This window comes from Pseudomonas sp. MPB23, assembly GCF_046605395.1.
GTDB lineage: Bacteria > Pseudomonadota > Gammaproteobacteria > Pseudomonadales > Pseudomonadaceae > Aquipseudomonas.
Genome location: NZ_CP176771.1, coordinates 2,292,647 through 2,316,974, shown reverse-complemented (window position 1 = coordinate 2,316,974; position 24,328 = coordinate 2,292,647). Strand labels below are relative to the sequence as shown.

At 60.9% G+C, this 24,328-nt stretch carries 23 protein-coding genes and 1 pseudogene; 11 read left to right on the top strand and 13 right to left on the bottom strand.

Annotated elements, in window-relative coordinates; translation table 11 throughout:
* Nucleotides 1-2: 2 nt before the first annotated feature.
* The 7 genes from ACLH0J_RS10775 to ACLH0J_RS10745 all read right to left on the bottom strand — a co-directional run bounded on the left by ACLH0J_RS10775 (nucleotide 3) and on the right by ACLH0J_RS10745 (nucleotide 7,516).
* Nucleotides 3-848, bottom strand: a complete 846-nt coding sequence (locus tag ACLH0J_RS10775) for a carbohydrate ABC transporter permease (RefSeq protein WP_411391960.1) — start codon at nucleotides 846-848, stop codon at nucleotides 3-5.
* Complete coding sequence (locus ACLH0J_RS10770; RefSeq protein ID WP_010567088.1) at nucleotides 841-1,749, bottom strand: carbohydrate ABC transporter permease; 909 nt, start codon at nucleotides 1,747-1,749, stop codon at nucleotides 841-843. Before ACLH0J_RS10770 ends, ACLH0J_RS10775 begins: the two co-directional genes overlap by 8 nt.
* A 93-nt stretch (nucleotides 1,750-1,842) precedes the next feature.
* The gene (locus ACLH0J_RS10765; RefSeq protein ID WP_411391959.1) at nucleotides 1,843-3,129 is read right to left on the bottom strand and encodes an ABC transporter substrate-binding protein; all 1,287 of its coding nucleotides are present in this window, start codon (nucleotides 3,127-3,129) and stop codon (nucleotides 1,843-1,845) included.
* A 104-nt stretch (nucleotides 3,130-3,233) separates the two neighbouring features.
* On the bottom strand, nucleotides 3,234-4,493 hold the full coding sequence (locus ACLH0J_RS10760; protein WP_411391958.1) for an AGE family epimerase/isomerase: 1,260 nt from the start codon (nucleotides 4,491-4,493) through the stop codon (nucleotides 3,234-3,236).
* Nucleotides 4,494-4,607: 114 nt separating this feature from the next.
* On the bottom strand, nucleotides 4,608-5,444 hold the full coding sequence (locus ACLH0J_RS10755; RefSeq protein ID WP_411391957.1) for an ATPase: 837 nt from the start codon (nucleotides 5,442-5,444) through the stop codon (nucleotides 4,608-4,610).
* Nucleotides 5,445-5,571: 127 nt separating this feature from the next.
* Nucleotides 5,572-6,570: an NAD-dependent epimerase/dehydratase family protein gene (locus ACLH0J_RS10750; RefSeq protein WP_411391956.1), complete on the bottom strand. Its 999-nt coding sequence runs from the start codon at nucleotides 6,568-6,570 to the stop codon at nucleotides 5,572-5,574.
* Between the two features lie 52 nt (nucleotides 6,571-6,622).
* Nucleotides 6,623-7,516 (bottom strand): LysR family transcriptional regulator ArgP, encoded by an 894-nt coding sequence (locus ACLH0J_RS10745; RefSeq protein ID WP_010567093.1) that lies wholly within the window; start codon nucleotides 7,514-7,516, stop codon nucleotides 6,623-6,625.
* A 100-nt stretch (nucleotides 7,517-7,616) separates the two neighbouring features.
* Between ACLH0J_RS10745 and ACLH0J_RS10740 the strand changes: the two genes are divergently transcribed.
* From ACLH0J_RS10740 to ACLH0J_RS10715, 6 genes are all read left to right on the top strand, one after another.
* Nucleotides 7,617-8,216 carry a LysE/ArgO family amino acid transporter gene (locus tag ACLH0J_RS10740; RefSeq protein ID WP_411391955.1) on the top strand — a complete coding sequence of 200 codons (600 nt, stop codon included), beginning with the start codon at nucleotides 7,617-7,619 and terminating at the stop codon, nucleotides 8,214-8,216.
* A gap of 178 nt (nucleotides 8,217-8,394) precedes the next feature.
* Entirely contained in the window at nucleotides 8,395-8,991 is a 597-nt protein-coding gene (locus tag ACLH0J_RS10735) for a superoxide dismutase (protein ID WP_411391954.1), read from the top strand.
* Between the two features lie 150 nt (nucleotides 8,992-9,141).
* On the top strand, nucleotides 9,142-9,318 hold the full coding sequence (locus ACLH0J_RS10730; RefSeq protein WP_411391953.1) for a hypothetical protein: 177 nt from the start codon (nucleotides 9,142-9,144) through the stop codon (nucleotides 9,316-9,318).
* Nucleotides 9,319-9,553: 235 nt separating this feature from the next.
* Complete coding sequence (locus ACLH0J_RS10725) at nucleotides 9,554-11,605, top strand: putative bifunctional diguanylate cyclase/phosphodiesterase (RefSeq protein WP_411391952.1); 2,052 nt, start codon at nucleotides 9,554-9,556, stop codon at nucleotides 11,603-11,605.
* A gap of 126 nt (nucleotides 11,606-11,731) precedes the next feature.
* Nucleotides 11,732-13,075 carry an imelysin family protein gene (locus tag ACLH0J_RS10720; RefSeq protein ID WP_411391951.1) on the top strand — a complete coding sequence of 448 codons (1,344 nt, stop codon included), beginning with the start codon at nucleotides 11,732-11,734 and terminating at the stop codon, nucleotides 13,073-13,075.
* Nucleotides 13,076-13,230: 155 nt separating this feature from the next.
* Entirely contained in the window at nucleotides 13,231-14,685 is a 1,455-nt protein-coding gene (locus tag ACLH0J_RS10715; RefSeq protein ID WP_411391950.1) for a TrkH family potassium uptake protein, read from the top strand.
* On the opposite strand, the gene ACLH0J_RS10710 is transcribed toward ACLH0J_RS10715, so the two are convergent.
* Nucleotides 14,642-15,700, bottom strand: coding sequence for an AraC family transcriptional regulator (locus tag ACLH0J_RS10710; protein WP_411391949.1), 1,059 nt, complete (start codon nucleotides 15,698-15,700; stop codon nucleotides 14,642-14,644). The genes ACLH0J_RS10715 and ACLH0J_RS10710 overlap by 44 nt on opposite strands.
* 161 nt (nucleotides 15,701-15,861) lie before the next feature.
* Between ACLH0J_RS10710 and ACLH0J_RS10705 the strand changes: the two genes are divergently transcribed.
* The 3 genes from ACLH0J_RS10705 (at nucleotide 15,862) to ACLH0J_RS10695 (ending at nucleotide 18,008) form a co-directional block, all read left to right on the top strand.
* A complete protein-coding gene (locus ACLH0J_RS10705) occupies nucleotides 15,862-16,173 on the top strand; it encodes an Mpo1-like protein (RefSeq protein WP_411391948.1) in 312 nt (103 codons plus the stop codon).
* Between the two features lie 351 nt (nucleotides 16,174-16,524).
* Nucleotides 16,525-16,707 (top strand): hypothetical protein, encoded by a 183-nt coding sequence (locus ACLH0J_RS10700; RefSeq protein ID WP_411391947.1) that lies wholly within the window; start codon nucleotides 16,525-16,527, stop codon nucleotides 16,705-16,707.
* Nucleotides 16,708-16,811: 104 nt separating this feature from the next.
* Nucleotides 16,812-18,008: an MFS transporter gene (locus ACLH0J_RS10695; RefSeq protein ID WP_411391946.1), complete on the top strand. Its 1,197-nt coding sequence runs from the start codon at nucleotides 16,812-16,814 to the stop codon at nucleotides 18,006-18,008.
* On the opposite strand, the gene arfB is transcribed toward ACLH0J_RS10695, so the two are convergent.
* The gene (gene arfB, locus ACLH0J_RS10690) at nucleotides 18,005-18,418 is read right to left on the bottom strand and encodes an alternative ribosome rescue aminoacyl-tRNA hydrolase ArfB (RefSeq protein ID WP_065908949.1); all 414 of its coding nucleotides are present in this window, start codon (nucleotides 18,416-18,418) and stop codon (nucleotides 18,005-18,007) included. The genes ACLH0J_RS10695 and arfB overlap by 4 nt on opposite strands.
* 69 nt (nucleotides 18,419-18,487) lie before the next feature.
* On the opposite strand from arfB, the gene ACLH0J_RS10685 reads away from it, so the two are divergent.
* Entirely contained in the window at nucleotides 18,488-18,865 is a 378-nt protein-coding gene (locus ACLH0J_RS10685) for a c-type cytochrome (RefSeq protein WP_411392804.1), read from the top strand.
* 72 nt (nucleotides 18,866-18,937) lie between these two features.
* Nucleotides 18,938-19,110: pseudogene (locus ACLH0J_RS10680) on the top strand (colicin E3/pyocin S6 family cytotoxin); the annotation flags it as partial.
* Between the two features lie 132 nt (nucleotides 19,111-19,242).
* Here ACLH0J_RS10680 and ACLH0J_RS10675 read toward each other — a convergent pair.
* The 4 genes from ACLH0J_RS10675 to ACLH0J_RS10660 all read right to left on the bottom strand — a co-directional run bounded on the left by ACLH0J_RS10675 (nucleotide 19,243) and on the right by ACLH0J_RS10660 (nucleotide 24,281).
* Nucleotides 19,243-20,652, bottom strand: a complete 1,410-nt coding sequence (locus ACLH0J_RS10675) for an amino acid permease (RefSeq protein ID WP_411391945.1) — start codon at nucleotides 20,650-20,652, stop codon at nucleotides 19,243-19,245.
* A 548-nt stretch (nucleotides 20,653-21,200) separates the two neighbouring features.
* On the bottom strand, nucleotides 21,201-22,442 hold the full coding sequence (gene rluB, locus ACLH0J_RS10670; protein WP_411391944.1) for a 23S rRNA pseudouridine(2605) synthase RluB: 1,242 nt from the start codon (nucleotides 22,440-22,442) through the stop codon (nucleotides 21,201-21,203).
* Nucleotides 22,443-22,643: 201 nt separating this feature from the next.
* Nucleotides 22,644-23,570 (bottom strand): SMC-Scp complex subunit ScpB, encoded by a 927-nt coding sequence (gene scpB, locus ACLH0J_RS10665; protein WP_411391943.1) that lies wholly within the window; start codon nucleotides 23,568-23,570, stop codon nucleotides 22,644-22,646.
* 12 nt (nucleotides 23,571-23,582) lie between these two features.
* Nucleotides 23,583-24,281, bottom strand: coding sequence for a segregation and condensation protein A (locus tag ACLH0J_RS10660; RefSeq protein WP_173390412.1), 699 nt, complete (start codon nucleotides 24,279-24,281; stop codon nucleotides 23,583-23,585).
* Between the last annotated feature and the right edge of the window lie 47 nt (nucleotides 24,282-24,328).

Here is a 24,328-nt window from a genome sequence, read left to right as displayed (position 1 = left end):
GATTACCCCTTGACCGCGCCGGCCGTGAGGCCGCGCACGAAATACTTGCCTGCGATCACATAGACCAACAGGGTCGGCAGCCCGGCGATCATCGCCGCCGCCATATCCACGTTATATTCCTTGGCCCCGGTGCTGGTGTTGACCAGGTTGTTCAACGCCACCGTGATGGGCTGGGAGTCGCCGCTGGAGAACACCACGCCGAACAGGAAGTCGTTCCAGATCTGGGTGAATTGCCAGATCAGGCAGACCATGATGATCGGGGTCGACATCGGCAGAATGATCCGACGGAAGATGGTGAAGAAACCGGCACCGTCCAGGCGCGCGGCCTTGATCAACGCGTCGGGAATGCTCACGTAGTAGTTACGGAAGAACAGCGTGGTGAACGCCAGGCCGTAGACCACATGCACAAACACCAGGCCAGTGGTGGTGCTCGCCAGGCCCATCTTGCCGAGGGTGAACGAGGCCGGCAGCAGCACGGTCTGGAACGGCAGGAAGCAGCCGAACAACAGCAAACCGAAGAACAACTGCGAACCACGGAAGCGCCAGAACGACAGCACGTAGCCGTTCAACGCACCAATGGCCGTGGAGATCAGCACAGCGGGAACGGTGATCTTGATCGAGTTCCAGAAGTAGCCATCCACCGTGGCCCAGGCCTTGACCCAGCCGATGCCGGTGACCACGGTCGGCCAGCTCAACAGGTTGCCGGTGCTGATGTCTTCCGGGGTCTTGAAGCTGGTGAGCAACATCACCACCAGCGGCACCAGGTACAGCAGCACCGCGAAGATCAGCACCGCGTAGATCGCGATGCGGCTCAGGCTGATGGCAGGTTTGGAAGCGAGACTAGTCATTACGCTTGGTCCTCAGCTCGGAGTACAGGTAAGGCACGATGATCGCGAGGATCGCGCCGAGCATCAGGATTGCACTGGCCGAGCCCATGCCCATCTGGCCGCGGCTGAAGGTGAACGAGTACATGAACATCGCCGGCAGATCGGACGAGTAGCCAGGGCCACCGGCCGTCATCGCGGCCACCAAGTCGAAGCTCTTGATCGCGATATGCGCCAGGATCATCACCGCACTGAAGAACACCGGACGCAGGCTGGGCAGCACCACGCTCCAGTAGATGCGCGGCAGGCTCGCGCCGTCGATCTGCGCGGCACGGATGATCGACTGATCGACGCCACGCAGGCCAGCGAGGAACATCGCCATGATGAAACCGGAGGCTTGCCACACGGCAGCGATCACCAGGCAGTAGACCACGCGGTCCGGGTCGATCAGCCAGTCGAGACGGAAGCCTTCCCAGCCCCAATCCCGCAGGAGTTTGTCCAGGCCCATGCCCGGGTTGAGCAGCCATTTCCAGGCGGTACCGGTGACGATCATCGAGAGCGCCATCGGGTACAGGTAAATGGTGCGGATAAAGCCTTCGCGACGGATTTTCTGGTCGAGGAAAATCGCCAGCATCACGCCGATCACCAAGGTGATACCGATGAACATCCCGCCGAACAGCGCCAGGTTCTTGCTCGCTACCCACCAGCGGTCGTTGTCGAACAGCCGCTCGTATTGGGCAAGGCCCGCCCAGTTGTAGCTCGGCAGGAACGTCGACGTAGTGAACGACAGCACAAACGTCCACAGGATGTAGCCGTAGAAGCCCACCAACACGATGAACATGCTCGGCGCCAGCACCAGTTTGGGTAGCCAGCGCTGCAGTGCATCGAACGGCGAGGCTTTGCTGAACACAGCAACAGAACTCATGGGGAAATCCAATACAGGGAAAAAGGACTACATACATTCCGCTGTAGGAGCCGACTTGCCGGCAAGCCGGCTCCTACGACGAGGCATTAACCGTTACTTGGCCGACTTGATCGCAGCGCCGAGTTTCTTGGCGGTGTCAGCCGGATCGGCTTTCGGGTCGTTGATGTAGTTGGTCACGACATCAAAGAACGCACCTTGCACGGCCAGGGTGGTGGCCATGTTGTGCGCCATGCTTGGCTGCAGGCCGCCGGTCTTGGCGTCTGCCAGGAAGTCCTTGGCCGCGGTCTGGGCGCAGGCGTCGAAGCCGAGCTTGTCCATTTCATTGAGCATGTCGGTACGAACAGGGATCGAACCCTTGTTGATGCTGAAGACCTTCTGGAAGTTTTCACCCAGCACAACTTTGGCGATGTCCTGCTGACCGGCCGCCGTGCCTTCGTTCTTCTGCTTGAACACCGCCAGGGAGTCGATGTTGTAGGTGAAGGCTTTTTCGGTGCCCGGGAAGGCGACGCACTCGTAGTCCTTGCCGGCGACTTTGTTGGCGGCGGTCCATTCGGACTTGGCCCAGTCACCCATGATCTGCATGCCGGCCTTGCCATTGATGACCTTGCCCGCTTCGAGGTTCCAGTCCTGGCCTTTACCGTCGACGTCCATGTAGGTCGCGACTTTCTTCAGCTCGGTCAGCGCCTTGACCATTTGCGGACCGGTCAGTGCGCCGTTGTCCAGGTCAACCAGGGCTTTCTTGTAGCCATCGGCACCCATCACCGACAACACGACGGCTTCAAATACGGTGCTGTCCTGCCAAGGCTGGCCACCGTGGGCGAGCGCAATGAAGCCGGCTTTCTTCAGCTTGTCGCCGGCGGCATAGAATTCTTCGAGGGTGGTGGGGTTCTTGGTGATGCCGGCCTTCTTGAAGACTTCCGGGTTGATCCACAGCCAGTTCACGCGGTGGATGTTCACCGGAACGGCGACGTAGTCACCTTTGTACTTCACGGTGTCGGAAACTTTCTTGTCGAGCAGGGAATCCCACTTTTCTTCTTTGGCGACGCTTTTGAGCACGTCAGTGTCCAAAAGGCCAGTGGAGGCCCACTCCTGGATGTCGGGGCCTTTGATCTGGGCCACGCCTGGTGGGTTGCCGGCGACCGCGCGGCTTTTGAGCACGGTCATGGCCGTAGCACCACCGCCACCTGCGACAGCGCCGTCTTTCCAGGTGAAACCGTCTTTCTCGACTTGGGCCTTCAGGACATCTACAGCCGCCTTCTCACCGCCCGATGTCCACCAGTGCACGACTTCAACCGTCCCTTTCGAGTCGGCGGCAAAAGCACTGAGGGGAAACAACGAGGCAATGGAAATAGCTACGGCGAGGCGATTAATCGCATTCATCTGAGTACCTTTTCTTTTTGTTATGCATGCAAGTCTGGCGCTTGCGCTGCACGGAGTTTAAACAGGGATTTTTGCGGCGCAGGTAACAAAGGGATGCACAAATGTCACCACCCGGTGACATAGCGCCCGCGTCCCAATGCACTGGCCATGCTGGGCGCCAAGGGCAGCGCGGGAAGCAATACCGCTTGCCAGGCATGGTACAGGTCTGGCTTGCCAGCCCAGATTTTGCTGGCGGGCTGGTTGTGCGGGTTGAGTTCGTGGTGCCAACTGCCGTGAATACGGTCGATAAAGTGGGTGTCGCAAAACGCCCAGAAGCGCCGGTACCAGGTTTCGTAGTGCAGTTCACCGGTACGCTTGAGCAAGGCCTGGGCTGCAGCGCTGGCTTCGGCGTGGGTCCAGTGCAGACGTTCGCGCACTACCGGCTGCTGGTTCCAGTCCAGGGTGTAGACGATACCGGGCGCGCCATCCACAGCCCAGGCGTAGTCGCAGGCACTGGCGAACAGGCCCTTGGCGTCGGTCAGTAGCCAGTCCGGCGTGGCCAGCCCTGCCTGCAGGCGTGCCGCTTCCAAGTGCAGCACCAGCCGGGCCCACTCGAAACCGTGGCCGGGCGTGATGCCATAAGGACGGAAGCCGTCGGCGGGGTTGTCTTCGTTGTAACCGAACACGGGGTTCCATTGGGCGTCGAAATGCTCGATCACCATGAACCGGTGGCTGGCAGCGTGGGTGTGGATGACGCGTTCGACGATACGCAAAGCGCGGTCGAGCCAGCGGGTGTCGCCGGTGACATCCGCCAGGGCCAGAAACGCTTCGGTGGCGTGCATGTTGCTGTTGGCGCCGCGATAGGCTTCGACGCCGCTCCAGTCCTGGGCAAAGGATTCGAGCATCACGCCCTCCTCCTCGCTCCAGAAATGTCGCTCGATGACCGTGATCGCATCCGTCAACAGGGGTTGCGCGCCGGCTGCGCCCGCCACCATCGCCGAGCTGGCGGCCAGGGCCACAAACGCATGCAGGTAGGCCGTTTTACCGGAGTTGCCGTCGATGGCATGGGGCGCGGCGAACCAGCCACCGTGTTCGGGGTCGCGCAGTGGGCCGCTGAGAGCCGCCACGCCGTGTTCGACCAGGTCGACATAACCGGGCAACCCCATGGCGTGGGCCATGGCGAAGCTGTGGGTCATGCGCGCGGTGTTCATGGTTTCGGCGTGGGCATTGGCCGGCAGTCGACCTTTGTCGTCCAGGTTGCCAAAGCCGTCGGGCAGGCGCGCGGCCTTGGCGAATGTCAGCAGGCGCTGGCCTTCGGCGGCGAGCCAGGCGTGATGGGCAGGCGCATTCAGCCAACTGCTGGCAGGCAGTGGTTGGGTGGTCATGGGTGGCCCTTATTGTTTTTGGTGGGATGACCGCAGTCTAAACAAGGGCGAAGTGGGGACATGTAACGAAGCAGAGAGGAAATGTCACCAAGCGGTGACATTTCCTCTCGCCCGTTATTGACTCTGCGCCGAGGCAGCGCCTGGGGCATTGAGGCGCTGATTGAGGGTCTGCATCTGGCTCTGCAGGGTGGTGATATTGCGGGTGGTCTGGATGCGGAACACGTCGAACTCTTTATTGGTCGGCGCATCGCTGTTGGCCGACGGGTTATCCTGGGCGCTCTTGAGCACCACCAGGTCCTGTTCGAGACGGGCAATGGTGGCGCTCTGTTTTTTCAAGGCGGCCACATCGGCGGCCAGTTCCTTGAGCTCGGTGTCGCGCTTGCCGACATCGCCCTGCGCCGCCTTGAGGGTCGCCACGGTGTCGGTCAGCGCCTGCACCTGGCCTTGCAGCCTGGCATTGGCGTTCGACAGGTCGGTGGTGCTGGCGGTCATCTGCGCCAGACGCTTGTCCAGCTCGGTGGCCTGGCCGGCGACGCCCAGTTGCTGCTTGCCCTGCTCCAGCAACTGGGTTTCCAACTGTTTGATCTGCAACTTCAGCGCTTCGCTGCCGGTGTTCACGCTGGCTTCACTGGCCACGACCTTGCCGGAAATGTCCTGCAGGCGCCCCGCTGCTTCTTCGCTGATACGCGCAAAACTTTCCTGGGTGGCAACCAGTTGCTGGCCCATCAGGGAAATCTGCTGGAAGCTCCACCACGCCAGGCCCGCGAAGGCGATCAGCAGGGCGCCGATCAAGGCCCACAACGGGCCGGTGCTGGCGCTCTTGACCTTGACCACGGGCGTGTTGCGCGAGCGCACCGAAGTGGCGGGGCTCGGTTCGAAATCATCGTCATCCCCAAGGTCGGCCCGCAGGCTGGGAACGTTGTCGAAGTCGTCGTTGGCATCGTTGCGCATGAATCAACCCTGAATCGCTGAAGTGGCTGGCTGGAACGCCGAGCGACGGGAGTATAAACCTGTGTCCCGCCGCACTGATCGACCGGAAACCCCGAATTCGGTTCCCAATGTGTTGCCTGGTGTGAACTTACCGCGAACCCGGGTCCTGGGCCTTCCACCAACTGCAGAACTCGTCGAGGGCGGTCCACAGGCTGACCTTGGGCTCGTAATCCAGATAATGCCTGGCCCGGCTGATGTCGAGGGTGAAATCTTTGTTCATCACCTGCATGCCCAGACGCGACAGCGCCGGTTCCGGTCGACCGGGCCACATCGCACAGAAGGCTTCGTTGAGCGCCGCCACGCTGTAGGACAAGCCGTAGGACCTATACCGCGTCACCTGGGGCAGCTCCATTTGGCGCATGACGTAGTTGACCACATCCCACACCGGCACCGGTGCGCCATTGCTGATGTTGTAGGCCTTGCCCAACGCCGAGCCCGTGGCGAGCAAACTGCTGAGCAACGCTTCGTTGAGGTTGTGCACACTGGTGAAGTCCACTTTGTTCAGGCCGTCGCCGACGATGGCCAGACGGTTCTTGCGCTGCATCTTCAACAAGCGCGGGAAGATGCTCATGTCACCGGCGCCCGTGACAAAGCGCGGGCGCAGGGCCAGGACTTCGAGGCCGAACTCCTGGGCACCGAACACCTTTTGCTCCGCCAGGTACTTGGTGGCGGCATAGGGATGTTTGAAGCGCTTGGGGACCTGGTCTTCGGTCAACCCGAGGTGATCGCGCCCATCAAAGTAGATCGACGGCGACGACAAGTGCACCAAACGGCCGACGCGCTGTTTGAGGCAGGCTTCGACGACGTTTTCGGTCACCAGCACATTGCCCTGGTGGAAATCCTGATAGCGCCCCCACATCCCCACGGCGCCGGCGCAATGCACCACGGCTTCGACATCGCGGCACAATTCGCGCACCAGGTCGGCATCATTCAAATCACCCTGGATAAACTCGGCACCACGCCGTACCAGGTGTTCCACACCTTCGGCGCGCCGCCCGTTGACCCGCACGTCCAGGCCCTGCTCCAGGGCGAAACGCGCAAAGCGCCCGCCGATGAAGCCGCTTGCGCCGGTGACCAGAATTTTCATGTATTACCCCGTGTTCTTTCGTTTTTCATCGCTGTTGCCTTGACGTCCGCCATCACTCCAACGGCACCAACCATTGGCCGCACGCCTGGGCCAGATGGTCGGTCAACAAGCCCAACAGTTGGCCGCCACTGCGCCAATGATGCCAGTACAGCGGCACGTCGATGGGCTTATCTGGCAATAACTCCACCAGCAGGCCACGTTGCAACTGGTCGCGCACCTGCAACTCCGGCACCAGGCCCCAACCGAGGCCGGCTTCCGTCAGGCGGATAAATCCTTCGGACGACGGGCATAGATGGTGTTCGAAACCGCCGTCCACGCCGAGCGACGCCAGGTAGCGGTGTTGCAGGAAATCATCCGGGCCGAACACCAGCGCCGGCGTTCGCGCCAGTTGATCGGCGCGCACGCCCTGGGGGAAGTGCCGGGCGATAAAGGCCGGGCTGGCCAACGCGCGGTAGCGCATGGCCCCGAGCAACAGGCTGCGAGCCCCGGCCACCGGACGCTCGCTGGCGCAGATACAGGCCGCCACTTCACCGGCGCGCATGCGCTTGAGGCCGACGGTCTGGTCTTCCACCACCAAGTCCAACAGTAAATGCTGCTCGGCGCAAAAGTCGCTGACGGCCTCGGCCCACCACGTGGCGAGGCTGTCGGCATTCAACGCGATGCGCAAACGTTCGGGCATGCCTTCGTCATCCAGCGCCGGCACCTGGCTTTGCAGGTCACGCTCCAGCAGCCGCACCTGTTGCACATGGTTAAGCAGGCGGCGCCCGATATCAGTGGGCGTCGGCGGGGTGGCGCGGATCAGTACCGGCTGGCCGATACGCGCTTCGAGCAATTTGATGCGCTGGGAAATCGCCGACTGCGACAGCCCCAGTACCTGTGCGCCGCGTTCAAAGCCGGCCTGTTCCACCACCGCCGCCAGGGCGGAAAGCAATTTATAGTCGAACATCAGTTTCTCTAATGAGCGATCAGCAATATTTGTTTTTCTTATACAGCCAGCCCATGGAAGATAGCCAGCATCGTTTCGGCCTGAGCAAGGATTTTCAACTATGTGGCAAAGCTATACGAACGGCCTGTTGGTCGCCCTGGGGCTGATCATGGCCATCGGCACCCAGAACGCATTCGTGCTGGCGCAGAGCCTGCGTCGCGAGCATCACCTGCCGGTGGCGGCCCTGTGCGTGATCTGCGATGCACTGCTGGTGGCCGCCGGGGTCTTCGGCCTGGCGACGATTTTGGCCCAAAGCCCGATACTGCTGGGGATCGCCCGCTGGGGCGGTGCTGCATTCCTGCTGTGGTACGGCGCCTGCGCGTTGCGGCGGGCGTGTACGAAACAGAGCCTGGACCAGGGCGACAGCCTCAAGGTACGTTCCTTACGCGCCGTGTTGCTCAGTGCCCTGGCGGTTACGCTACTCAACCCCCATGTGTACTTGGACACGGTCCTGCTGATCGGCTCGCTGGGCGCGCAACAAACCGAACCCGGCGCGTATGTGGCCGGTGCCGCCAGTGCATCGTTCCTGTGGTTCGCCACCCTGGCGCTCGGCGCGGCATGGTTGGCGCCGTGGCTGGCGCGACCGGCGACCTGGCGCCTGCTCGACCTGCTGGTGGCAGTGATGATGTTCAGCGTCGCCTATCAATTGATCAGCACCTGACGAATAGTCCAAAACGCTCTGGAACCTCTATCCCACACAGTTGTTGCGTGGTTTTGCCACATTCCCGGTGCTATGATCCGGACCCTGCGCCGCAAAGAGTACAAACTCCCCGGCGCTTGTTTGGCCGCCCGTGATCGGCCTTGCGCTCACCGCAACTGACCTGATTAGGAGAATCACCATGGCTTTCGAATTGCCGCCGCTGCCCTACGCACACGATGCCCTGCAGCCGCACATTTCCAAGGAAACCTTGGAATACCACCACGACAAGCACCACAACACCTATGTCGTGAACCTGAACAACCTGGTGCCTGGCACCGAGTTCGAAGGCAAGACCCTGGAAGAAATCATCAAGTCTTCTTCGGGCGGCATCTTCAACAACGCCGCGCAAGTCTGGAACCACACTTTCTACTGGAACTGCCTGGCGCCAAACGCCGGCGGCCAACCTACCGGCGCCCTGGCTGAAGCCATCAACGCTGCGTTCGGTTCGTTCGACAAGTTCAAGGAAGAATTCACCAAGACCTCCGTCGGCACCTTCGGTTCCGGTTGGGGCTGGCTGGTGAAAAAGGCTGACGGTTCCCTGGCCCTGGCCAGCACCATCGGCGCCGGCAACCCGCTGACCAACGGCGATACCCCGCTGCTGACCTGCGACGTCTGGGAACACGCTTACTACATCGACTACCGCAACCTGCGTCCAAAGTATGTGGAAGCGTTCTGGAACCTGGTCAACTGGAAGTTCGTGGCTGAGCAGTTCGAAGGCAAGACCTTCACTGCCTAAGCAACCCTTGCAGTAGAAAGAGCCCGGCGATTGCCGGGCTTTTTTGTGACCGACGGATAGCCAGGCCAGGAATATTGGAACCCAACAACAGGAATTCACCACACATGCGGCAGGAGGAATGAACCTCTTAATCAAGTGTGAGGAATTACGATGGATCCTATTTCGATGGCAACTGGTGCAATCCCAATGATAACGGGCCTTCTTGATAAAGGGATGGATATGGCAAAAGGGGCCATGGACATGGCAAACAAAGCAATGGACGCGTCGAATCCCGACGAAAAGGTCGGAGGAGACGAGCAAAAACCCCAGGGTCAGATTAGTTTTTAAGACCATCTCCAAGCCGAAGGCGGGTTCTCTCCGCCTTCCCTCGGGGGCACCAGCGCTTCCCGATCACGCCTTGCTCACGACTGGCGCGCACTGACATAGGTTGCCGTCTCTCAAAATTGATCCAGCCAGCACCTCAATTGAGCTCATCTCCCCAATGTTCCTTTGACTGCCATCATCAGATTGCCAATACTCATGGCATATTGAAGGCCACCCGCATGAGACAAGGAATGCCCCTTTGAAGCTGGAACTCAAGAACAGCTTGTCGGTGAAGTTGCTACGGGTTGTGTTGCTGTCGGCATTGATCGTTGGCGTGGCACTGAGCGTGGCGCAAATCGTTTTCGATGCCTACAAGACTCGCCAGGCCGTGGCCAGTGATGCCCAGCGCATCCTCGACATGTTTCGCGACCCCTCGACCCAGGCTGTCTACAGCCTGGACCGCGAGATGGGCATGCAGGTCATCGAGGGTCTGTTCCAGGATGACGCTGTGCGCATGGCGTCCATCGGCCATCCCAACGAAACCATGCTCGCGGAGAAGAGCCGCGCGTTGCAGCAATCCCCCAGCCGCTGGCTGACCGACCTGATTCTTGGCCAGGAACGCACCTTTACCACTCCTCTGGTCGGCAAAGGCCCCTACAGCGAGTATTACGGCGACCTGAGCATCACCCTCGACACCGCCACCTATGGCCAGGGTTTTATCGTCAATTCGGTGATCATCTTCATTTCCGGGGTCCTGCGCGCCCTGGCCATGGGCCTGGTGCTGTACCTGGTCTATCACTGGCTGCTGACCAAGCCGCTGTCGCGCATTATCGAGCATCTGACCTCGATCAACCCGGACCGGCCCAGCGAACACAAGATCCCGCAGCTCAAGGGCCACGAACGCAACGAACTGGGGTTGTGGATCAATACCGCCAACCAGTTGCTCGAATCCATCGAACGCAATACCCACCTGCGCCACGAAGCGGAAACCAGCCTGCTGCGCATGGCCCAATACGACTTCCTGACTGGCCTGCCTAACCGCCAGAAACTGCAGGAGCAACTGGACAAGATCCTGATCGACGCCGGCCGCCGGCAGCGCCGCGTGGCGGTTCTGTGCGTGGGGCTGGATGACTTCAAAAGCGTCAATGAGCAGTTCACCTACCAGGCCGGCGACAAATTGCTCCTGGCCCTGGCCGATCGCCTGCGTGCCCACAGCGGCCGCCTTGGCGCCCTGGCCCGCCTGGGTGGCGACCAATTCGCCCTGGTTCAGGCCGATATCGACCAGCCCTACGAGGCCGCCGAGCTGGCGCAAAGCATCCTCGACGACCTGGAAGCGGAGTTCGCCCTCGACCACGAAGAAATCCGTCTGCGCGCCACCATCGGCATCACCCTGTTCCCGGAAGACGGCGACAGCACCGAGAAGCTGCTGCAAAAAGCCGAACAGACCATGACCCTGGCCAAGAGCCGCTCGCGTAACCGCTATCAGTTCTATATCGCCAGCGTGGACAGTGAAATGCGCCGCCGCCGCGAGCTGGAAAAAGACCTGCGCGACGCCCTCAGCCGCAACCAGTTCCACTTGGTGTACCAGCCACAGATCAGCTATCGCGACCACCATGTGGTCGGGGTCGAAGCGCTGTTGCGCTGGCAACACCCGGAACACGGGCTGGTACCGCCCGACCTGTTCATCCCGCTGGCAGAACAGAACGGCACCATTATTCCGATCGGTGAATGGGGGCTGGACCAGGCCTGCCGCCAATTGCGCGAATGGCACGACCTGGGCTTCACCGGACTGCGCATGGCGGTCAACCTGTCCACCGTTCAGTTGCACCATGCCGAATTGCCGCGGGTGGTCAACAATCTGTTGCAGATCTACCGCCTGCCGCCGCGCAGCCTCGAGCTGGAAGTCACCGAAACCGGCCTGATGGAAGACATCAGCACCGCCGCCCAACACCTGCTGAGCCTGCGCCGTTCCGGGGCACTGATTGCGATCGATGACTTCGGCACCGGCTACTCCTCCTTGAGTTACCTCAAAAGCCTGCCACTGGACAAAATCAAGATCGACAAGAGCTTCGTTCAGGACCTGCTGGACGACGATGACGACGCGACCATCGTGCGCGCCATTATCCAACTGGGCAAAAGCCTGGGCATGCAAGTGATCGCAGAAGGCGTGGAGACTGCCGAGCAGGAGGCCTACATCATCGCCGAAGGCTGCCATGAAGGTCAGGGTTACTACTACAGCAAACCCTTGCCGGCCCGCGAGTTAGCGGCGTTTTTGAAACACTCCGAGCGCAATAACGCGGCAATTCTCTGATCCGATAAAACGATACTGAATATTTCCCACGTTTAACCCTTTACACAAAATGCAAATCTTTCGCATTATGTCGCAGTTTTGCGCTTCCACGCGCACCCTCTCAACAACCGAAGCAGGATGTTCGCCATGATTCGTATGCCCCTGGCCACTGCCAGTCTGCTGGCCATTGCCATTTCTCTCGCCGGCTGCGGCGAAGGTAAAGACAAGGCCGCCGCGCCCCAGGCGCCGACCCCGGCTGCCAGCACTGCCGCTCCAGCGGCTGCCACCCCTGCCGGCCAGGTCGACGAAGCGGCCGCCAAAGCGGTGGTTGCGCATTACGCCGACATGGTTTTCGCGGTCTACAGCGATGCCGAGTCCACGGCCAAAACCCTGCAAACCGCAATCGACGCCTTCCTCGCCAAGCCCAACGACGAAACCCTGAAGGCCGCCCGTGCCGCCTGGGTCGCCGCTCGCGTGCCGTACCTGCAGAGCGAAGTGTTCCGCTTCGGCAACACCATCATCGACGACTGGGAAGGCCAGGTGAACGCCTGGCCCCTGGACGAAGGCCTGATCGACTACACCGACAAATCCTACGAACACGCCCTGGGCAACCCCGGCGCCACAGCCAACATCATCGCCAACACCGAGATCCAGGTCGGCGAAGACAAAGTCGACGTAAAGGACATCACCCCGGAAAAACTCGCCAGCCTCAATGAGCTCGGCGGTTCCGAAGCCAACGTTGCCACCGGCTACCACGCCATCGAATTCCTGCTCTGGGGCCAGGACGTCAATGGCACCGGCCCAGGCGCAGGCAACCGTCCCGCGTCCGACTACCTGACGGGCGACGGCGCCACCGGCGGCCACAACGAGCGCCGCCGCGCCTACCTGAGCGCCGTGACCCAACTGCTGGTCAGCGACCTGGAAGAAATGGTCGGCAACTGGAAGCCCAACGTCGAAGACAACTACCGCGCCACCCTGGAGGCAGAACCTGCCACCGACGGCCTGCGCAAAATGCTGTTCGGCATGGGCAGCCTGTCCCTGGGCGAACTGGCCGGTGAACGCATGAAGGTTTCCCTGGAAGCCAACTCGCCGGAAGACGAACAGGATTGCTTCAGCGACAACACCCACTACTCGCACTTCTACGACGCCAAGGGCATCCGCAACGTCTACCTGGGCGAGTACACCCGCGTCGACGGCACCAAAATGACCGGCGCCAGCCTGTCGTCCCTGGTGGCCAAGGCCGACCCGGCTGCCGATGCGGCGTTGAAAGCGGACCTGGCCGCGACCGAAGCGAAGATCCAGATCATGGTCGACCACGCCAACAAGGGTGAGCACTACGACCAGTTGATCGCTGCCGGTAACGACGCAGGCAACCAGATCGTGCGCGACGCAATCGCAGCGCTGGTCAAGCAGACCGGCTCGATCGAAGCCGCTGCCGGCAAGCTGGGGATCAGCGACCTGAACCCGGACAACGCCGATCACGAGTTCTGATCCGTACCGTGTTGAATGAGGCGACCTTCGGGTCGCCTTTTTTCGCGCCCACAAAACCCATGTGGGAGGAGGCTTGCTCCCACAGGTGAAGCCCCGGTTTACAAGACCTGCACCCCAGGTAGAATGGCGCCTCTGCCCTATCTCGAGCTCACTTCATGGCGTTGCCGACCCTGCGCATCATCGGTTTCATCATCGGCATCTTCCTGATCAGCCTTGCGATCGCCATGGTCGTGCCCATGGCCACCTTGGTGATTTTCGAACGCACCCAAGACCTGCCCTCGTTCCTGTGGGCCAGCCTGATTACCTTTGTCGCCGGCTTGACCCTGGTCATCCCTGGGCGTCCAGAACACGTGCACCTGCGGCCCCGGGACATGTACTTGCTGACCGTCACCAGTTGGGTGGTGGTATGCGTGTTCGCCGCGCTGCCGTTTTTGCTGACCCAGCGCATCAGCTATACCGATTCGTTTTTCGAAAGCATGTCCGGCATCACCGCCACCGGTTCAACGGTATTGAGCGGGCTGGACAGCATGTCGCCGGGCATTCTGATGTGGCGCTCGCTGCTGCACTGGCTCGGCGGCATCGGTTTTATCGGCATGGCGGTGGCGATCCTGCCGCTGCTGCGCATTGGTGGCATGCGCCTGTTCCAGACCGAATCCTCGGACCGCTCGGAAAAGGTCATGCCCCGCTCGCACATGGTGGCGCGACTGATCGTGGCGGCGTACGTGGGCATCACCATCCTGGGCAGCCTGGCGTTCTGGTGGGCCGGGATGGGCCTGTTCGATGCGATCAACCATGCAATGTCGGCGATTTCCACCGGTGGGTTCTCCACCTCCGACGAATCCCTGGCCCACTGGAAACAACCGGCGGTGCACTGGGTGGCGGTGGTGGTGATGATCCTCGGCAGTTTGCCGTTCACCCTGTATGTGGCCACCTTGCGCGGTAACCGCCGGGCGCTGATCAAGGATCAGCAGGTACAGGGCTTGCTCGGCTTGCTGTTGATGACCTGGCTGGTGCTCGGCACCTGGTACTGGTGGACCACCAACCTGCATTGGCTGGACGCCTTGCGCCATGTGGCGTTGAACGTCACCTCGGTGGTAACGACCACCGGTTTTGCACTGGGGGACTACAGCTTGTGGGGCAACTTCTCACTGATGCTGTTCTTCTACCTGGGTTTCATCGGCGGCTGTTCGGGGTCGACGGCGGGCGGGATCAAGATCTTCCGCTTCCAGGTCGCCTATATCCTGCTCAAAGCCAACTTGAACCAATTGATTCACCCGCGCGCGGTGATCAAGCAGAAGTACAACGGCCACCGCCTCGATGAAGAAATCGTGCGGTCGATCCTGACCTTTTCGTTTTTCTTCGCCATCACCATCTGCGCCATCGCCCTGGCCCTGTCGCTGCTGGGCCTGGACTGGATGACCGCACTGACCGGCGCCGCCAGTACCGTGTCCGGCGTCGGTCCGGGCCTGGGGGAAACCATCGGCCCGGCGGGCAATTTCGCCAGCCTGCCGGATGCGGCCAAGTGGATCCTGTCATTGGGCATGCTACTGGGCCGACTGGAGATCATCACCGTCTTTGTGTTGTGCATTCCGGCGTTTTGGCGTCACTGACCGTCGACGCTTCCAGCAGCCGTACGCGGTATTCGCCGGGCGTGGCATCGAACCAGCGGCGAAACGCGCGGAAGAAGTTGCTGGGGTCGGCGAAGCCCAATAGGTAGGCAATTTCCAGCAGGGTCATGCTCGGCTGAGCCAGGTACTGCTCGGCCAGTTCGCGGCGGGTGTCGTCGAGCAGGGTCTGGAAACTGGTACCTTCCTCCTGCAAACGCCGCTGCAAGGTGCGCTGGGACAAGTGCAGGGCCTGGGCCACCGCTTCACGCTTGGGCTCGCCCTGGGGCAGCAGGCGGCACAGCACCTGGCGCGCCTTGTGGGTCACGCGGCTTTCAGAAAACCGCGCCAGGTACTCGCCGGCGAACCGATCATGCAGCAGCGCCATGGCTTCATTGGCGGTGGGCAACGGCGCGTCCATATCCGCGCGCTCGAAAATCAGTGCGTCGTAGGGCGCATTGAACTCCAGGGGCGCATGGAACGCTTGTTTGTAGGGCATCAGATCCACCGGTTGATCGCCCTGCAGCAACACCTTGCGCGGTTGCAGGGTGCGCCCGGTCAGCCAGCCGCACAGCGCCAACGCACAGGCCAGCGAGGCTTCCGCGCTCTGTCGGGTGGGGGGCAGGAGATCGCCGTGCACCGTCAGAATCAGCGCGTAGCCCTCGGGTAGCAGTCGGAAACTCAGGTCAGCACTTTCGGCGATGATCCGCTGATAGCGCACCAGCCGCATAAAGCCTTCGGCCAGGGTGTTGCTGGACATCAGCGCATAACCGGTCACATGAAACGACGCCGGGCGCACCACCTTACCCATGTTCAGGCCAATCGCAGGGTTGCCGGACACGTCCACCGCCCGCTGCCACAGCCGGGTCATGGAGTCTTGCGGAAACCGGGCATCCGGGTCATCCAGGGCGGCATAATCCAGGCCCAGTTGCTTGAACAAGGCGCGGCAATCCAGGCCGTCCATTTCCAATGCTTTGACTATCCCCATCGCCCAGCTTGCAGAAGTTGTTCGTTCGCTCATGGCGTCTTCTTAAAAAAGCTGGCTTAAAACGGTAGCCAGGAAAGCCAAGGATACTAAAGTGGCATCTATTGTCACTGGCTGTTACCACTGATCACTCTAGACTCAAATAAGCTCCCCGCCGAATATCTGTTGGGCGACATAACAACAAAGGGCTCGTCATCGTGGAAAACGTCAAGCAATTCAATAGCTTTGCAGAGTTTTACCCTTACTACCTCAGCGAGCACGCCAACAGCACCTGTCGGCGTCTGCATTTTATCGGCACCACGCTGGTGATCGGCCTTTTGGCCTACACGATAGGCAAAGGCTCCCTGGGACTACTGCTGACCCTACCCATCGCCGGTTACGGTTTCGCCTGGGTCGGCCACTTCTTTTTCGAAAAAAACCGCCCGGCCACCTTCCAGCATCCGCTGTACAGCCTGCTGGGGGATTTCGTGATGTACCGCGACATGATTCTGGGCAAGGTGCCCTTCTAGTCGTGTGACCTCTTGTCACTTGCGTTTAAACGATAAAAGTTCACACATCCGTCGACATAAAAATCTTTTTGTCATTTGCAGTGCTGTATCCTGCCAAGGCTTTTTGAGAGCGCGGAATCACCTGCGATTGAAAAAACAGACTTTGCGAGGAGCGACGACGATGCACGAGATACCTAATCTCCCCTTCCCAAGCCTGCACCCAACACCGCAACAGGCCAGCAACAAGCAACCCAAGGCCAAAGAAGCAAAACCAGTCGACAGCAAACGTCAGGACTGACGCCGTACCAGACCGTGTGGAAAGCGCGCCTTTGAGCGCTTTCCACACCGCCTGAATCACCCTGGATACCCGCCATGACCGATACCCTCCCCAACACCCCGGACACTGCCGTACTCAATGCTGCGCTGCAGATGGTCGAAGTCTGGAACCGCCTCAGTGCGGACAAACAAGCCGTGCTACTCAAGCGCTTCGGCACCCAGGAAAACGCGCTCGCGGCCCTGGTCACCACACAATTGTTGACCCCTGCCCAAGCTTGAGGGCGTTCTGATCTGACGTTTTTGCGTTTTACCCCCCTGAACCGATCAAAGCCCCGGTATCATTAGCAGCCTATCTTTACCTGCTGCGACAGTGGACCTCTCCCATGCCAGATACCCAGCGCCCCCTAGCGGTCACGCTGCAAGTTGTTTCCATCGTGTTATTCACCTTTATCGGCTACCTGAATATCGGCATTCCCCTGGCCGTGTTGCCGGGCTATGTCCACAGTGAGCTGGGCTTTGGCGCGGTGATCGCCGGGCTGGTGATCAGCGTGCAATACCTGGCCACCCTGCTGAGCCGCCCGTACGCCGGGCGCATCATCGATAACCTGGGCTGCAAGCGCGCCGTGCTGATCGGCCTGGTGGGCTGTGGCCTCAGCGGTGTGTTCATGCTATTGGCGGCCTGGTTTTCCAGCTTGCCGGCGTTGAGCCTGGGCAGCCTGCTGATCGGCCGACTGGTGCTGGGCAGCGCTGAAAGCCTGGTGGGGTCGGGCGCGATTGGCTGGGGCATCGGCCGGGTGGGCGCGGCCAACACCGCCAAGGTCATCTCCTGGAACGGCATTGCGAGCTATGGCGCGCTGGCTGTCGGGGCACCGCTGGGGGTGCTGCTGGTCAGCCACTTGGGGCTGTGGAGCATGGGCGTCAGCATCATTCTGCTGGCCGTTTTGGGGGTAGCCCTGGCCTGGCGCAAGGAACCCACGCCCATTGTGGCCGGCGTGCGCCTGCCGTTCATGAATGTGCTGGGACGGGTCTTGCCCCATGGTTTCGCGCTGGCCTTGGGCTCCATCGGTTTTGGCACCATCGCGACCTTTATCACGCTGTATTACACCACCCAGCATTGGGATAACGCGGTCTGGGCCCTCAGCCTGTTCGGCGCCAGCTTCATCGGCGCGCGCCTGCTGTTCGGCAACTTGATCAACCGGATTGGCGGTTTTCGCGTGGCGATCGCCTGTCTGTCGGTGGAAATCCTCGGCCTGTTGTTGCTGTGGCTGGCACCCGATGCCAACTGGGCGCTGGCGGGTGCAGCCTTGAGCGGGTTCGGCTTTTCCCTGGTGTTTCCGGCCCTTGGGGTGGAGGCGGTCAACTTGGTGCCGGCATCCAGCCGGGGGGCGGCGGTGGGGGCGTATTCGCTGTTTATCGACCTGTCGCTGGGCATCACCGGCCCGCTGGCGGGGGCTGTCGCCGCAGGTTTCGGCTTCGCGTCGATCTTCCTGTTCGCCGCTCTCGCCGCGTGCGGCGGTTTGCTGCTGAGTGTGTACCTCTACCGACAAGCCCCCAAGGCCCGCGAAGCACGCGACGCCTAGAAGTCGACTTTGCCGCGCCCGGCCTTGATGCTGCCGCGCTTGGTCTTGGATTCGAGGCGGCGTTTTTTCGAGCCCAGGGTCGGCTTGGTCGGACGACGCTTCTTCTCCACCTTGGTAGCACTGAGGATCAGTTCCACCAGGCGTTCCAGCGCGTCGGCGCGATTCTGTTCCTGGGTTCGGTACTGCTGAGCCTTGAGTATCAGCACCCCTTCGCTGGTGATGCGACTGTCACGCAGCGCCAGCAGGCGTTCCTTGTAGAACTCCGGCAGCGACGACGCCGGAATATCAAAGCGCAGGTGTACCGCACTTGATACCTTGTTCACATTCTGCCCACCGGCGCCCTGGGCACGTATGGCGGTCAGCTCGATCTCGGCATCGGGCAGGTGGACGTTATTGGAAATCACCAGCATCGATCAAACACCTTAGGCAACGGATAAGCCAACGTGGAAAACACCCTCTACAACAAGGCCACCCGCACAGTGAAGATCCCCTTGATCGCTTTGCCGGGCACTTTATCACTCATTCAAACGTCGCTGTCCCTGGCCGATCCTGCCAATGGCAAGAATCTCTATGTGCAGCGATGCGCCATGTGTCACGGAGCGGATCTCAAGGCGACAGGACCACCGGCCAACAAAAGCAGCCCGCCGACACCTGACCTTACAACCCCGGCCTTCAAACAGCGCCTGACGGACTACCCAGGCGTTATCGTCGCGTCGGTCATCCTTCGGCCGAATGGAAACCTGATTCCGAAAACATTGCAGGACAATGGCGTGCGAATCCCGCCGCATGCGTGGAGCGTTCAGGATTTCCGCGATTTGAATCAGTACATGAGTGGGGTCATTTCAAAAAGTCGGTGAATTGCCGGCAAAAGAAGTCTTCGACACACGCTGAATCTTCCCACGTCGAACATCAAATAATGCCACTACAGGGGGAAAAGGCGTAAGCGCTGGAAAGATCGCAAGGGGCGCATTTATGAGTGGGACTATGAGAATGGCCGGGTTGAACTTTACGACAAGCAAGGCAAACATCGTAAGGAGAGTTCAACCCTGATACGGGAGAGCGAACGAAGGACGCCGAGCCAGGCCGAACCACGCCAAAATAATCTTGACATGAGCCTCAGACATGCAGCACGAAATTCTTGCATTCGATAAAAAAACCGAGGCTCGAATCTAACCTGCCCGCCCCGGCGAAAAAACCGGCAAGGCGCCGGTTTTTTCGGGTTCGGGGTAACGTCTTACTCCAAAACGCTCCGGGTCGCCTGTGCCTTACGTTTGTTCTTGATCCAGTAACACACCGCCATGAACGCCACCCACACCGGAATCGCAGACACCGACACCTGGATCCCCGGAATCATCAGCATGATCACCAGGATAAACACCACGAACGCCAGGCACACATAGTTGCCGTACGGGTACCACAGCGCCTTGAACAGCGGCACCTGCCCGGTGCAGTCCATGTGTTGGCGGAATTTGAAGTGGGAAAAGCTGATCATCGCCCAGTTGATCACCAGCGTGGCCACCACCAGGGACATCAGCAGTTCCAGCGCATGTTGCGGGATCAGATAGTTCAACAACACGGCCACCAGGGTGATCGCCGCCGAAGCGAGGATGGACCGCACGGGCACGCCGCGTTTGTCGATCTTGGCCAACACCCTGGGTGCATCGCCCTGCTCGGCCATGCCCAGCAGCATGCGACTGTTACAGTAGGTGCCGCTGTTGTACACCGACAGCGCCGCCGTCAGCACCACGAAGTTGAGGATATGCGCAGCGGTGTTGCTACCCAACATCGAGAACACCTGCACGAACGGGCTGCCGCTGTAGGCATCGCCGGACGCGTTGAGGGTCTCCAGCAGGCTGTCCCAGGGCGTCAGCGATAACAGCACCACCAAGGCGCCGATGTAGAAAATCAGGATGCGGTAGATCACCTGGTTGATCGCCTTGGGGATCACCGTGCGTGGCTGGTCGGCTTCGGCGGCGGTGAAGCCGAGCATTTCCAGGCCGCCGAAGGAAAACATGATGATCGCCATGGCCATCACCAACCCGCCCACACCGTGGGGGAAGAAACCGCCGTGGTCCCACAGGTTGCTCACCGACGCCTGTGGGCCACCGCTGCCGCTTACCAACAGGTAGCTGCCCAGGGCGATCATGCCGACGATGGCCACCACCTTGATAATCGCGAACCAGAACTCGGCTTCTCCGAAGACTTTGACGTTGGCCAGGTTGATCAGGTTGATCAGCACGAAGAACGCCGCCGCCGACACCCAGGTCGGGATCTCCGGCCACCAGTAGTGCACGTATTTGCCGACGGCGGTCAGCTCCGACATCCCCACCAGGATGTACAGAATCCAGCAGTTCCAGCCCGACAGGAAGCCGGCGAAACCGCCCCAATACTTGTGGGCAAAGTGGCTGAAGGAGCCAGCGACCGGTTCTTCGACGATCATTTCGCCGAGCTGGCGCATGATCAAGAACGCAATGAAGCCGCAGATGGCATAGCCCAGGATCATCGACGGGCCAGCGGATTTGAGCACGCCGGCCGAGCCCAGAAACAGGCCGGTACCGATGGCGCCACCGAGGGCGATCAACTGGATATGCCGATTTTTCAGGCCGCGTTTCAGCTCGCCTGAAGAGGAATGGGGTCCACTCATGAAAAGGGTCTCACGCAAGGTTTGAGGATGTTGACTGCAGGTTGCTGCCTTGAATTACCGACTCAAGCAGCGCCGCTCAAACCCCGGCGCAGGCACCAGGAGTACAGCGTCTTTCTAACGGTCATGCGTCACCTGTTTGTTTTTATCTGTGACGAAATCGAACCCGTCCGGCTCGTGGCCGGGCGGAATGATCAGGGTGGGTAAACCCTGAGGTCTTGGCCTTTCGCGCGGTTACGCAAAGGGGGTCACAGTAAAACGCGGCGCATTGTACACCGCTCGACAGCTTGGGGCCGCCCTCCAAACGTGGATGCGACGATCTGTCAGGTATTCCTTACGGCGGCAAATTACCCAACAGTACCGCGACTTATTCGTAAATCATTCGTTACAGCATGGAAAATCGGCGTTACAGCGGTTATCTGCAGGAAAAACCGCGTTAAAAAACAGGACCAGATACCCATGATGGCGTGAAAGACTTGTGCGCACACAATAGCCGGCCGAAAAAAAACGCCAACCCGGGGGGGGGTTGGCGTTTTTGTACAGCCCTTACATCACTGCGGCTTCTTACGACCGAAACCAGGACGCTGGCCGGAACCGGCCGGTGCGCCACGGCGCTTGCCCGACGGCTCGTCCGCCACCAGCTTCAGGCCTGGACGCTTTTTCGGCTCAGGCTTGGCTGGGCGCTTGGTGTTGGCGCTGTCGGCTGGGCGGTCGCCCGCGCCGCGACCGGCTTCACCGCGGTTACCGCGGCCACCCGTCGGCGCTTCACCACGGCCAGCAGGGCGCGGTGCACGTGGCGCACGCTCGCCTTCCTGACGCGATGGCGCGGTCGGGCGACGCTCGCCTTCGATCTGCGGCTCACGGGAGATACGCCCGCCGGTAGCCGGCGCATTCAGCGCCGGACGCAGGGTACGCGCCACACGTTCGGTGCGGGCCACCGGACGCGAGGATTTACGCTGCATGCGATCGAGCTTGTCTTTGCTCTTGGCGTTCATCTGCGGCATCGCCACCGGCGTCAGGCCGACTTCGGCGCTGAGGACGTCGACTTCGTACTGGCTCATTTCGCGCCAGCGGCCCATCGGCAGATCGGAGTTCAAGAACACCGGACCGAAACGCACGCGCTTGAGGCGGCTGACCACCAGGCCCTGGGATTCCCACAGGCGACGCACTTCACGGTTGCGGCCTTCCATCACCACGCAGTGGTACCAGTGGTTGAAACCTTCGCCACCGGGCGCCTGTTTGATGTCGGTGAACTTGGCCGGGCCGTCTTCCAGCACCACGCCGGCCTTGAGACGCTCGATCATCTCGTCGTCGACTTCGCCACGCACACGCACGGCGTATTCGCGGTCCATCTCGTAGGACGGGTGCATCAGGCGGTTGGCTAATTCACCGTCGGTGGTGAACATCAGCAAGCCGGTGGTGTTGATGTCGAGGCGGCCGATGTTGATCCAGCGGCCCTCTTTCGGCTTGGGCATCTTGTCGAACACGGTCGGACGGCCTTCCGGGTCGTCACGGGTGCAGATCTCGCCATCGGGCTTGTTGTACATGATCACGCGGCGTACCGATTCGGCAGCCTCTTCACGCTTGATGACCTTGCCATCAATGGTGATTGCATCGTGCAGGTCGACGCGCTGGCCAAGGGTGGCCTCGACGCCGTTGACCTTGATGCGCTTCTGGGTGATCCAGGCTTCGACGTCGCGGCGCGAGCCCACGCCGATACGCGCCAGCACCTTTTGCAGCTTTTCGCCTGCTGGGCCGATTTCCTGGCTGTCGTTCTGGTCTTTGTCGTTCATCTTAAGCACCTCCCGGTGGGTCGATTCAGGCGTGGCCTGAAGAGTGTTGAAAGCGGGGCTTTGGCCGAATAGGTCGGCAAAGGGTCGCGAATCATACGCGCATGACGCGCGTTGCGCACCAGAGACTAGTCGATAACCACCCCGTCATCGGTTTTTCCGCCGACCGGTTCCACCATCCTGGAGCTCGCTCCAAGGTGGGCGTCAGTCGTCGAGCTGGTGCCGCTCGGCCTCGATGGCTTCGGCCAGGGCGCGGGCTTCGTCTTCTTCGTCGCTCAGGGGCGGCTGTTCGAGAGCGGCGACGGCGGCCAGGAGTTTTTCGCGGGCTTCGGCGACGCCGAGGATGTCTTCCTCGGGTTCCGCTTCGCGCTCTGGCTCGGCTTCAACGCTCACCTGGGCGTCAGGCTCGGCCACACCGTCACGCAGCAAGTCGTCGAAGTCGGTCTTGATCCCCTGCTCCATATCGTCCAGCTCCAACAACAGGGTGTGGAAACTGGTTTCGTCCTTCGGCTCTTCCGGTTCGGCGCTGGCGTCGGCCAGTTCCTGCAGGCTCGCCGGGACCGGCGCGTCGTCGAAGTCGAGCACCGGATCGGCTTCCATCTCGCGCAGTTCGGCCAACGGAGGCAGGTCGTCGAGGTTCTTCAGGTTGAAGTGGTCGAGAAACACCTTGGTGGTGGCGAACATCGCCGGTTTGCCGGGCACGTCGCGGTAGCCGACGATGCGGATCCACTCGCGCTCCAGCAAGGTCTTGACGATATGGCTGTTGACCGCCACGCCGCGCACATCCTCGATTTCGCCGCGGGTGATCGGTTGGCGATAGGCGATCAGCGCCATGGTCTCCAGCATCGCCCGGGAATAACGCTGTGGGCGTTCCTCCCACAAGCGGCCGACCCACGGGGAAAACTTCTCACGGATCTGCAGGCGATAACCCGACGCCACTTCGCGCAGCTCAAAGGCACGGCCATCGCAGGATTTGCGCAAAATCTCCAACGCCTTCTTGAACACCGGCGGTTCGGGACGTTCGGCTTCTTCAAAAAGTTCGAACAGGCGCTCCAGGGATTGCGGTTTACCCGAGGCCAGGAGAAAGGCCTCCAGCAAAGGGGCCAGTTCGCGGGGTTCAGTCAGATTCATCGATTCAGCTCGTTATTCGGCTCGCGCCCGCACGTGGATAGCCGCAAAAGGCTCATTCTGCACCAGCTCGACCAAGGACTCCTTGACCAGCTCGAGGATCGCCATAAAAGTCACCACCACCCCCAGGCGCCCTTCTTCGGCGGTGAACAGCTCGACAAAGGGCACGAACCCGCCGCCCTTGAGACGTTCGAGCACATCGCTCATGCGCTCACGAGTGGACAACGCCTCGCGGCTGACCTGGTGGTGTTCAAACATATCGCCACGGCGCAGCACCTCGGCCATGGACATCAGCAATTCTTCCAGGCTCACGTCCGGCAACAGCTTGCGCGCCCGCGCCTCCGGGGCGTCGAGCTTGGGCACCACCACATCGCGGCCCACGCGGCTCAAGCCGTCGATACCTTCGGCGGCGGCCTTGAAGCGTTCATATTCCTGCAGGCGGCGGATCAGTTCGGCGCGCGGGTCATCCTCTTCGGCTTCGACCGTCTCCGAGCGCGGCAGCAGCATGCGCGACTTGATCTCGGCGAGCATCGCGGCCATCACCAGGTATTCGGCGGCCAGTTCCAGGCGCACCGACTGCATCAACTCGACATACCCCATGTACTGACGGGTGATTTCCGCCACCGGGATGTCGAGGATGTTGATGTTCTGCTTGCGGATCAGGTACAGCAGCAAGTCCAGCGGGCCTTCGAAGGCATCAAGGAACACCTCCAGCGCGTCCGGCGGGATGTACAGGTCCAGGGGCATTTCCATGACCGCCT

What these genes read in the sequence shown, in the direction of transcription:
- ACLH0J_RS10775 (WP_411391960.1), bottom strand. Translation starts at nt 848, where the DNA reads ATGACTAGTCTCGCTTCCAAACCTGCCATCAGCCTGAGCCGCATCGCG.
- ACLH0J_RS10765 (WP_411391959.1), bottom strand. Translation starts at nt 3,129, where the DNA reads ATGAATGCGATTAATCGCCTCGCCGTAGCTATTTCCATTGCCTCGTTG.
- ACLH0J_RS10740 (WP_411391955.1), top strand. Translation starts at nt 7,617, where the DNA reads ATGTGGCAAAGCTATACGAACGGCCTGTTGGTCGCCCTGGGGCTGATC.
- ACLH0J_RS10710 (WP_411391949.1), bottom strand. Translation starts at nt 15,700, where the DNA reads ATGAGCGAACGAACAACTTCTGCAAGCTGGGCGATGGGGATAGTCAAA.
- ACLH0J_RS10760 (WP_411391958.1), bottom strand. Translation starts at nt 4,493, where the DNA reads ATGACCACCCAACCACTGCCTGCCAGCAGTTGGCTGAATGCGCCTGCC.
- ACLH0J_RS10720 (WP_411391951.1), top strand. Translation starts at nt 11,732, where the DNA reads ATGATTCGTATGCCCCTGGCCACTGCCAGTCTGCTGGCCATTGCCATT.
- scpB (WP_411391943.1), bottom strand. Translation starts at nt 23,570, where the DNA reads ATGAATCTGACTGAACCCCGCGAACTGGCCCCTTTGCTGGAGGCCTTT.
- ACLH0J_RS10700 (WP_411391947.1), top strand. Translation starts at nt 16,525, where the DNA reads ATGACCGATACCCTCCCCAACACCCCGGACACTGCCGTACTCAATGCT.
- ACLH0J_RS10695 (WP_411391946.1), top strand. Translation starts at nt 16,812, where the DNA reads ATGCCAGATACCCAGCGCCCCCTAGCGGTCACGCTGCAAGTTGTTTCC.
- ACLH0J_RS10755 (WP_411391957.1), bottom strand. Translation starts at nt 5,444, where the DNA reads ATGCGCAACGATGCCAACGACGACTTCGACAACGTTCCCAGCCTGCGG.
- arfB (WP_065908949.1), bottom strand. Translation starts at nt 18,418, where the DNA reads ATGCTGGTGATTTCCAATAACGTCCACCTGCCCGATGCCGAGATCGAG.
- ACLH0J_RS10750 (WP_411391956.1), bottom strand. Translation starts at nt 6,570, where the DNA reads ATGAAAATTCTGGTCACCGGCGCAAGCGGCTTCATCGGCGGGCGCTTT.
- ACLH0J_RS10715 (WP_411391950.1), top strand. Translation starts at nt 13,231, where the DNA reads ATGGCGTTGCCGACCCTGCGCATCATCGGTTTCATCATCGGCATCTTC.
- ACLH0J_RS10730 (WP_411391953.1), top strand. Translation starts at nt 9,142, where the DNA reads ATGGATCCTATTTCGATGGCAACTGGTGCAATCCCAATGATAACGGGC.
- ACLH0J_RS10745 (WP_010567093.1), bottom strand. Translation starts at nt 7,516, where the DNA reads ATGTTCGACTATAAATTGCTTTCCGCCCTGGCGGCGGTGGTGGAACAG.
- rluB (WP_411391944.1), bottom strand. Translation starts at nt 22,442, where the DNA reads ATGAACGACAAAGACCAGAACGACAGCCAGGAAATCGGCCCAGCAGGC.
- ACLH0J_RS10770 (WP_010567088.1), bottom strand. Translation starts at nt 1,749, where the DNA reads ATGAGTTCTGTTGCTGTGTTCAGCAAAGCCTCGCCGTTCGATGCACTG.
- ACLH0J_RS10675 (WP_411391945.1), bottom strand. Translation starts at nt 20,652, where the DNA reads ATGAGTGGACCCCATTCCTCTTCAGGCGAGCTGAAACGCGGCCTGAAA.
- ACLH0J_RS10735 (WP_411391954.1), top strand. Translation starts at nt 8,395, where the DNA reads ATGGCTTTCGAATTGCCGCCGCTGCCCTACGCACACGATGCCCTGCAG.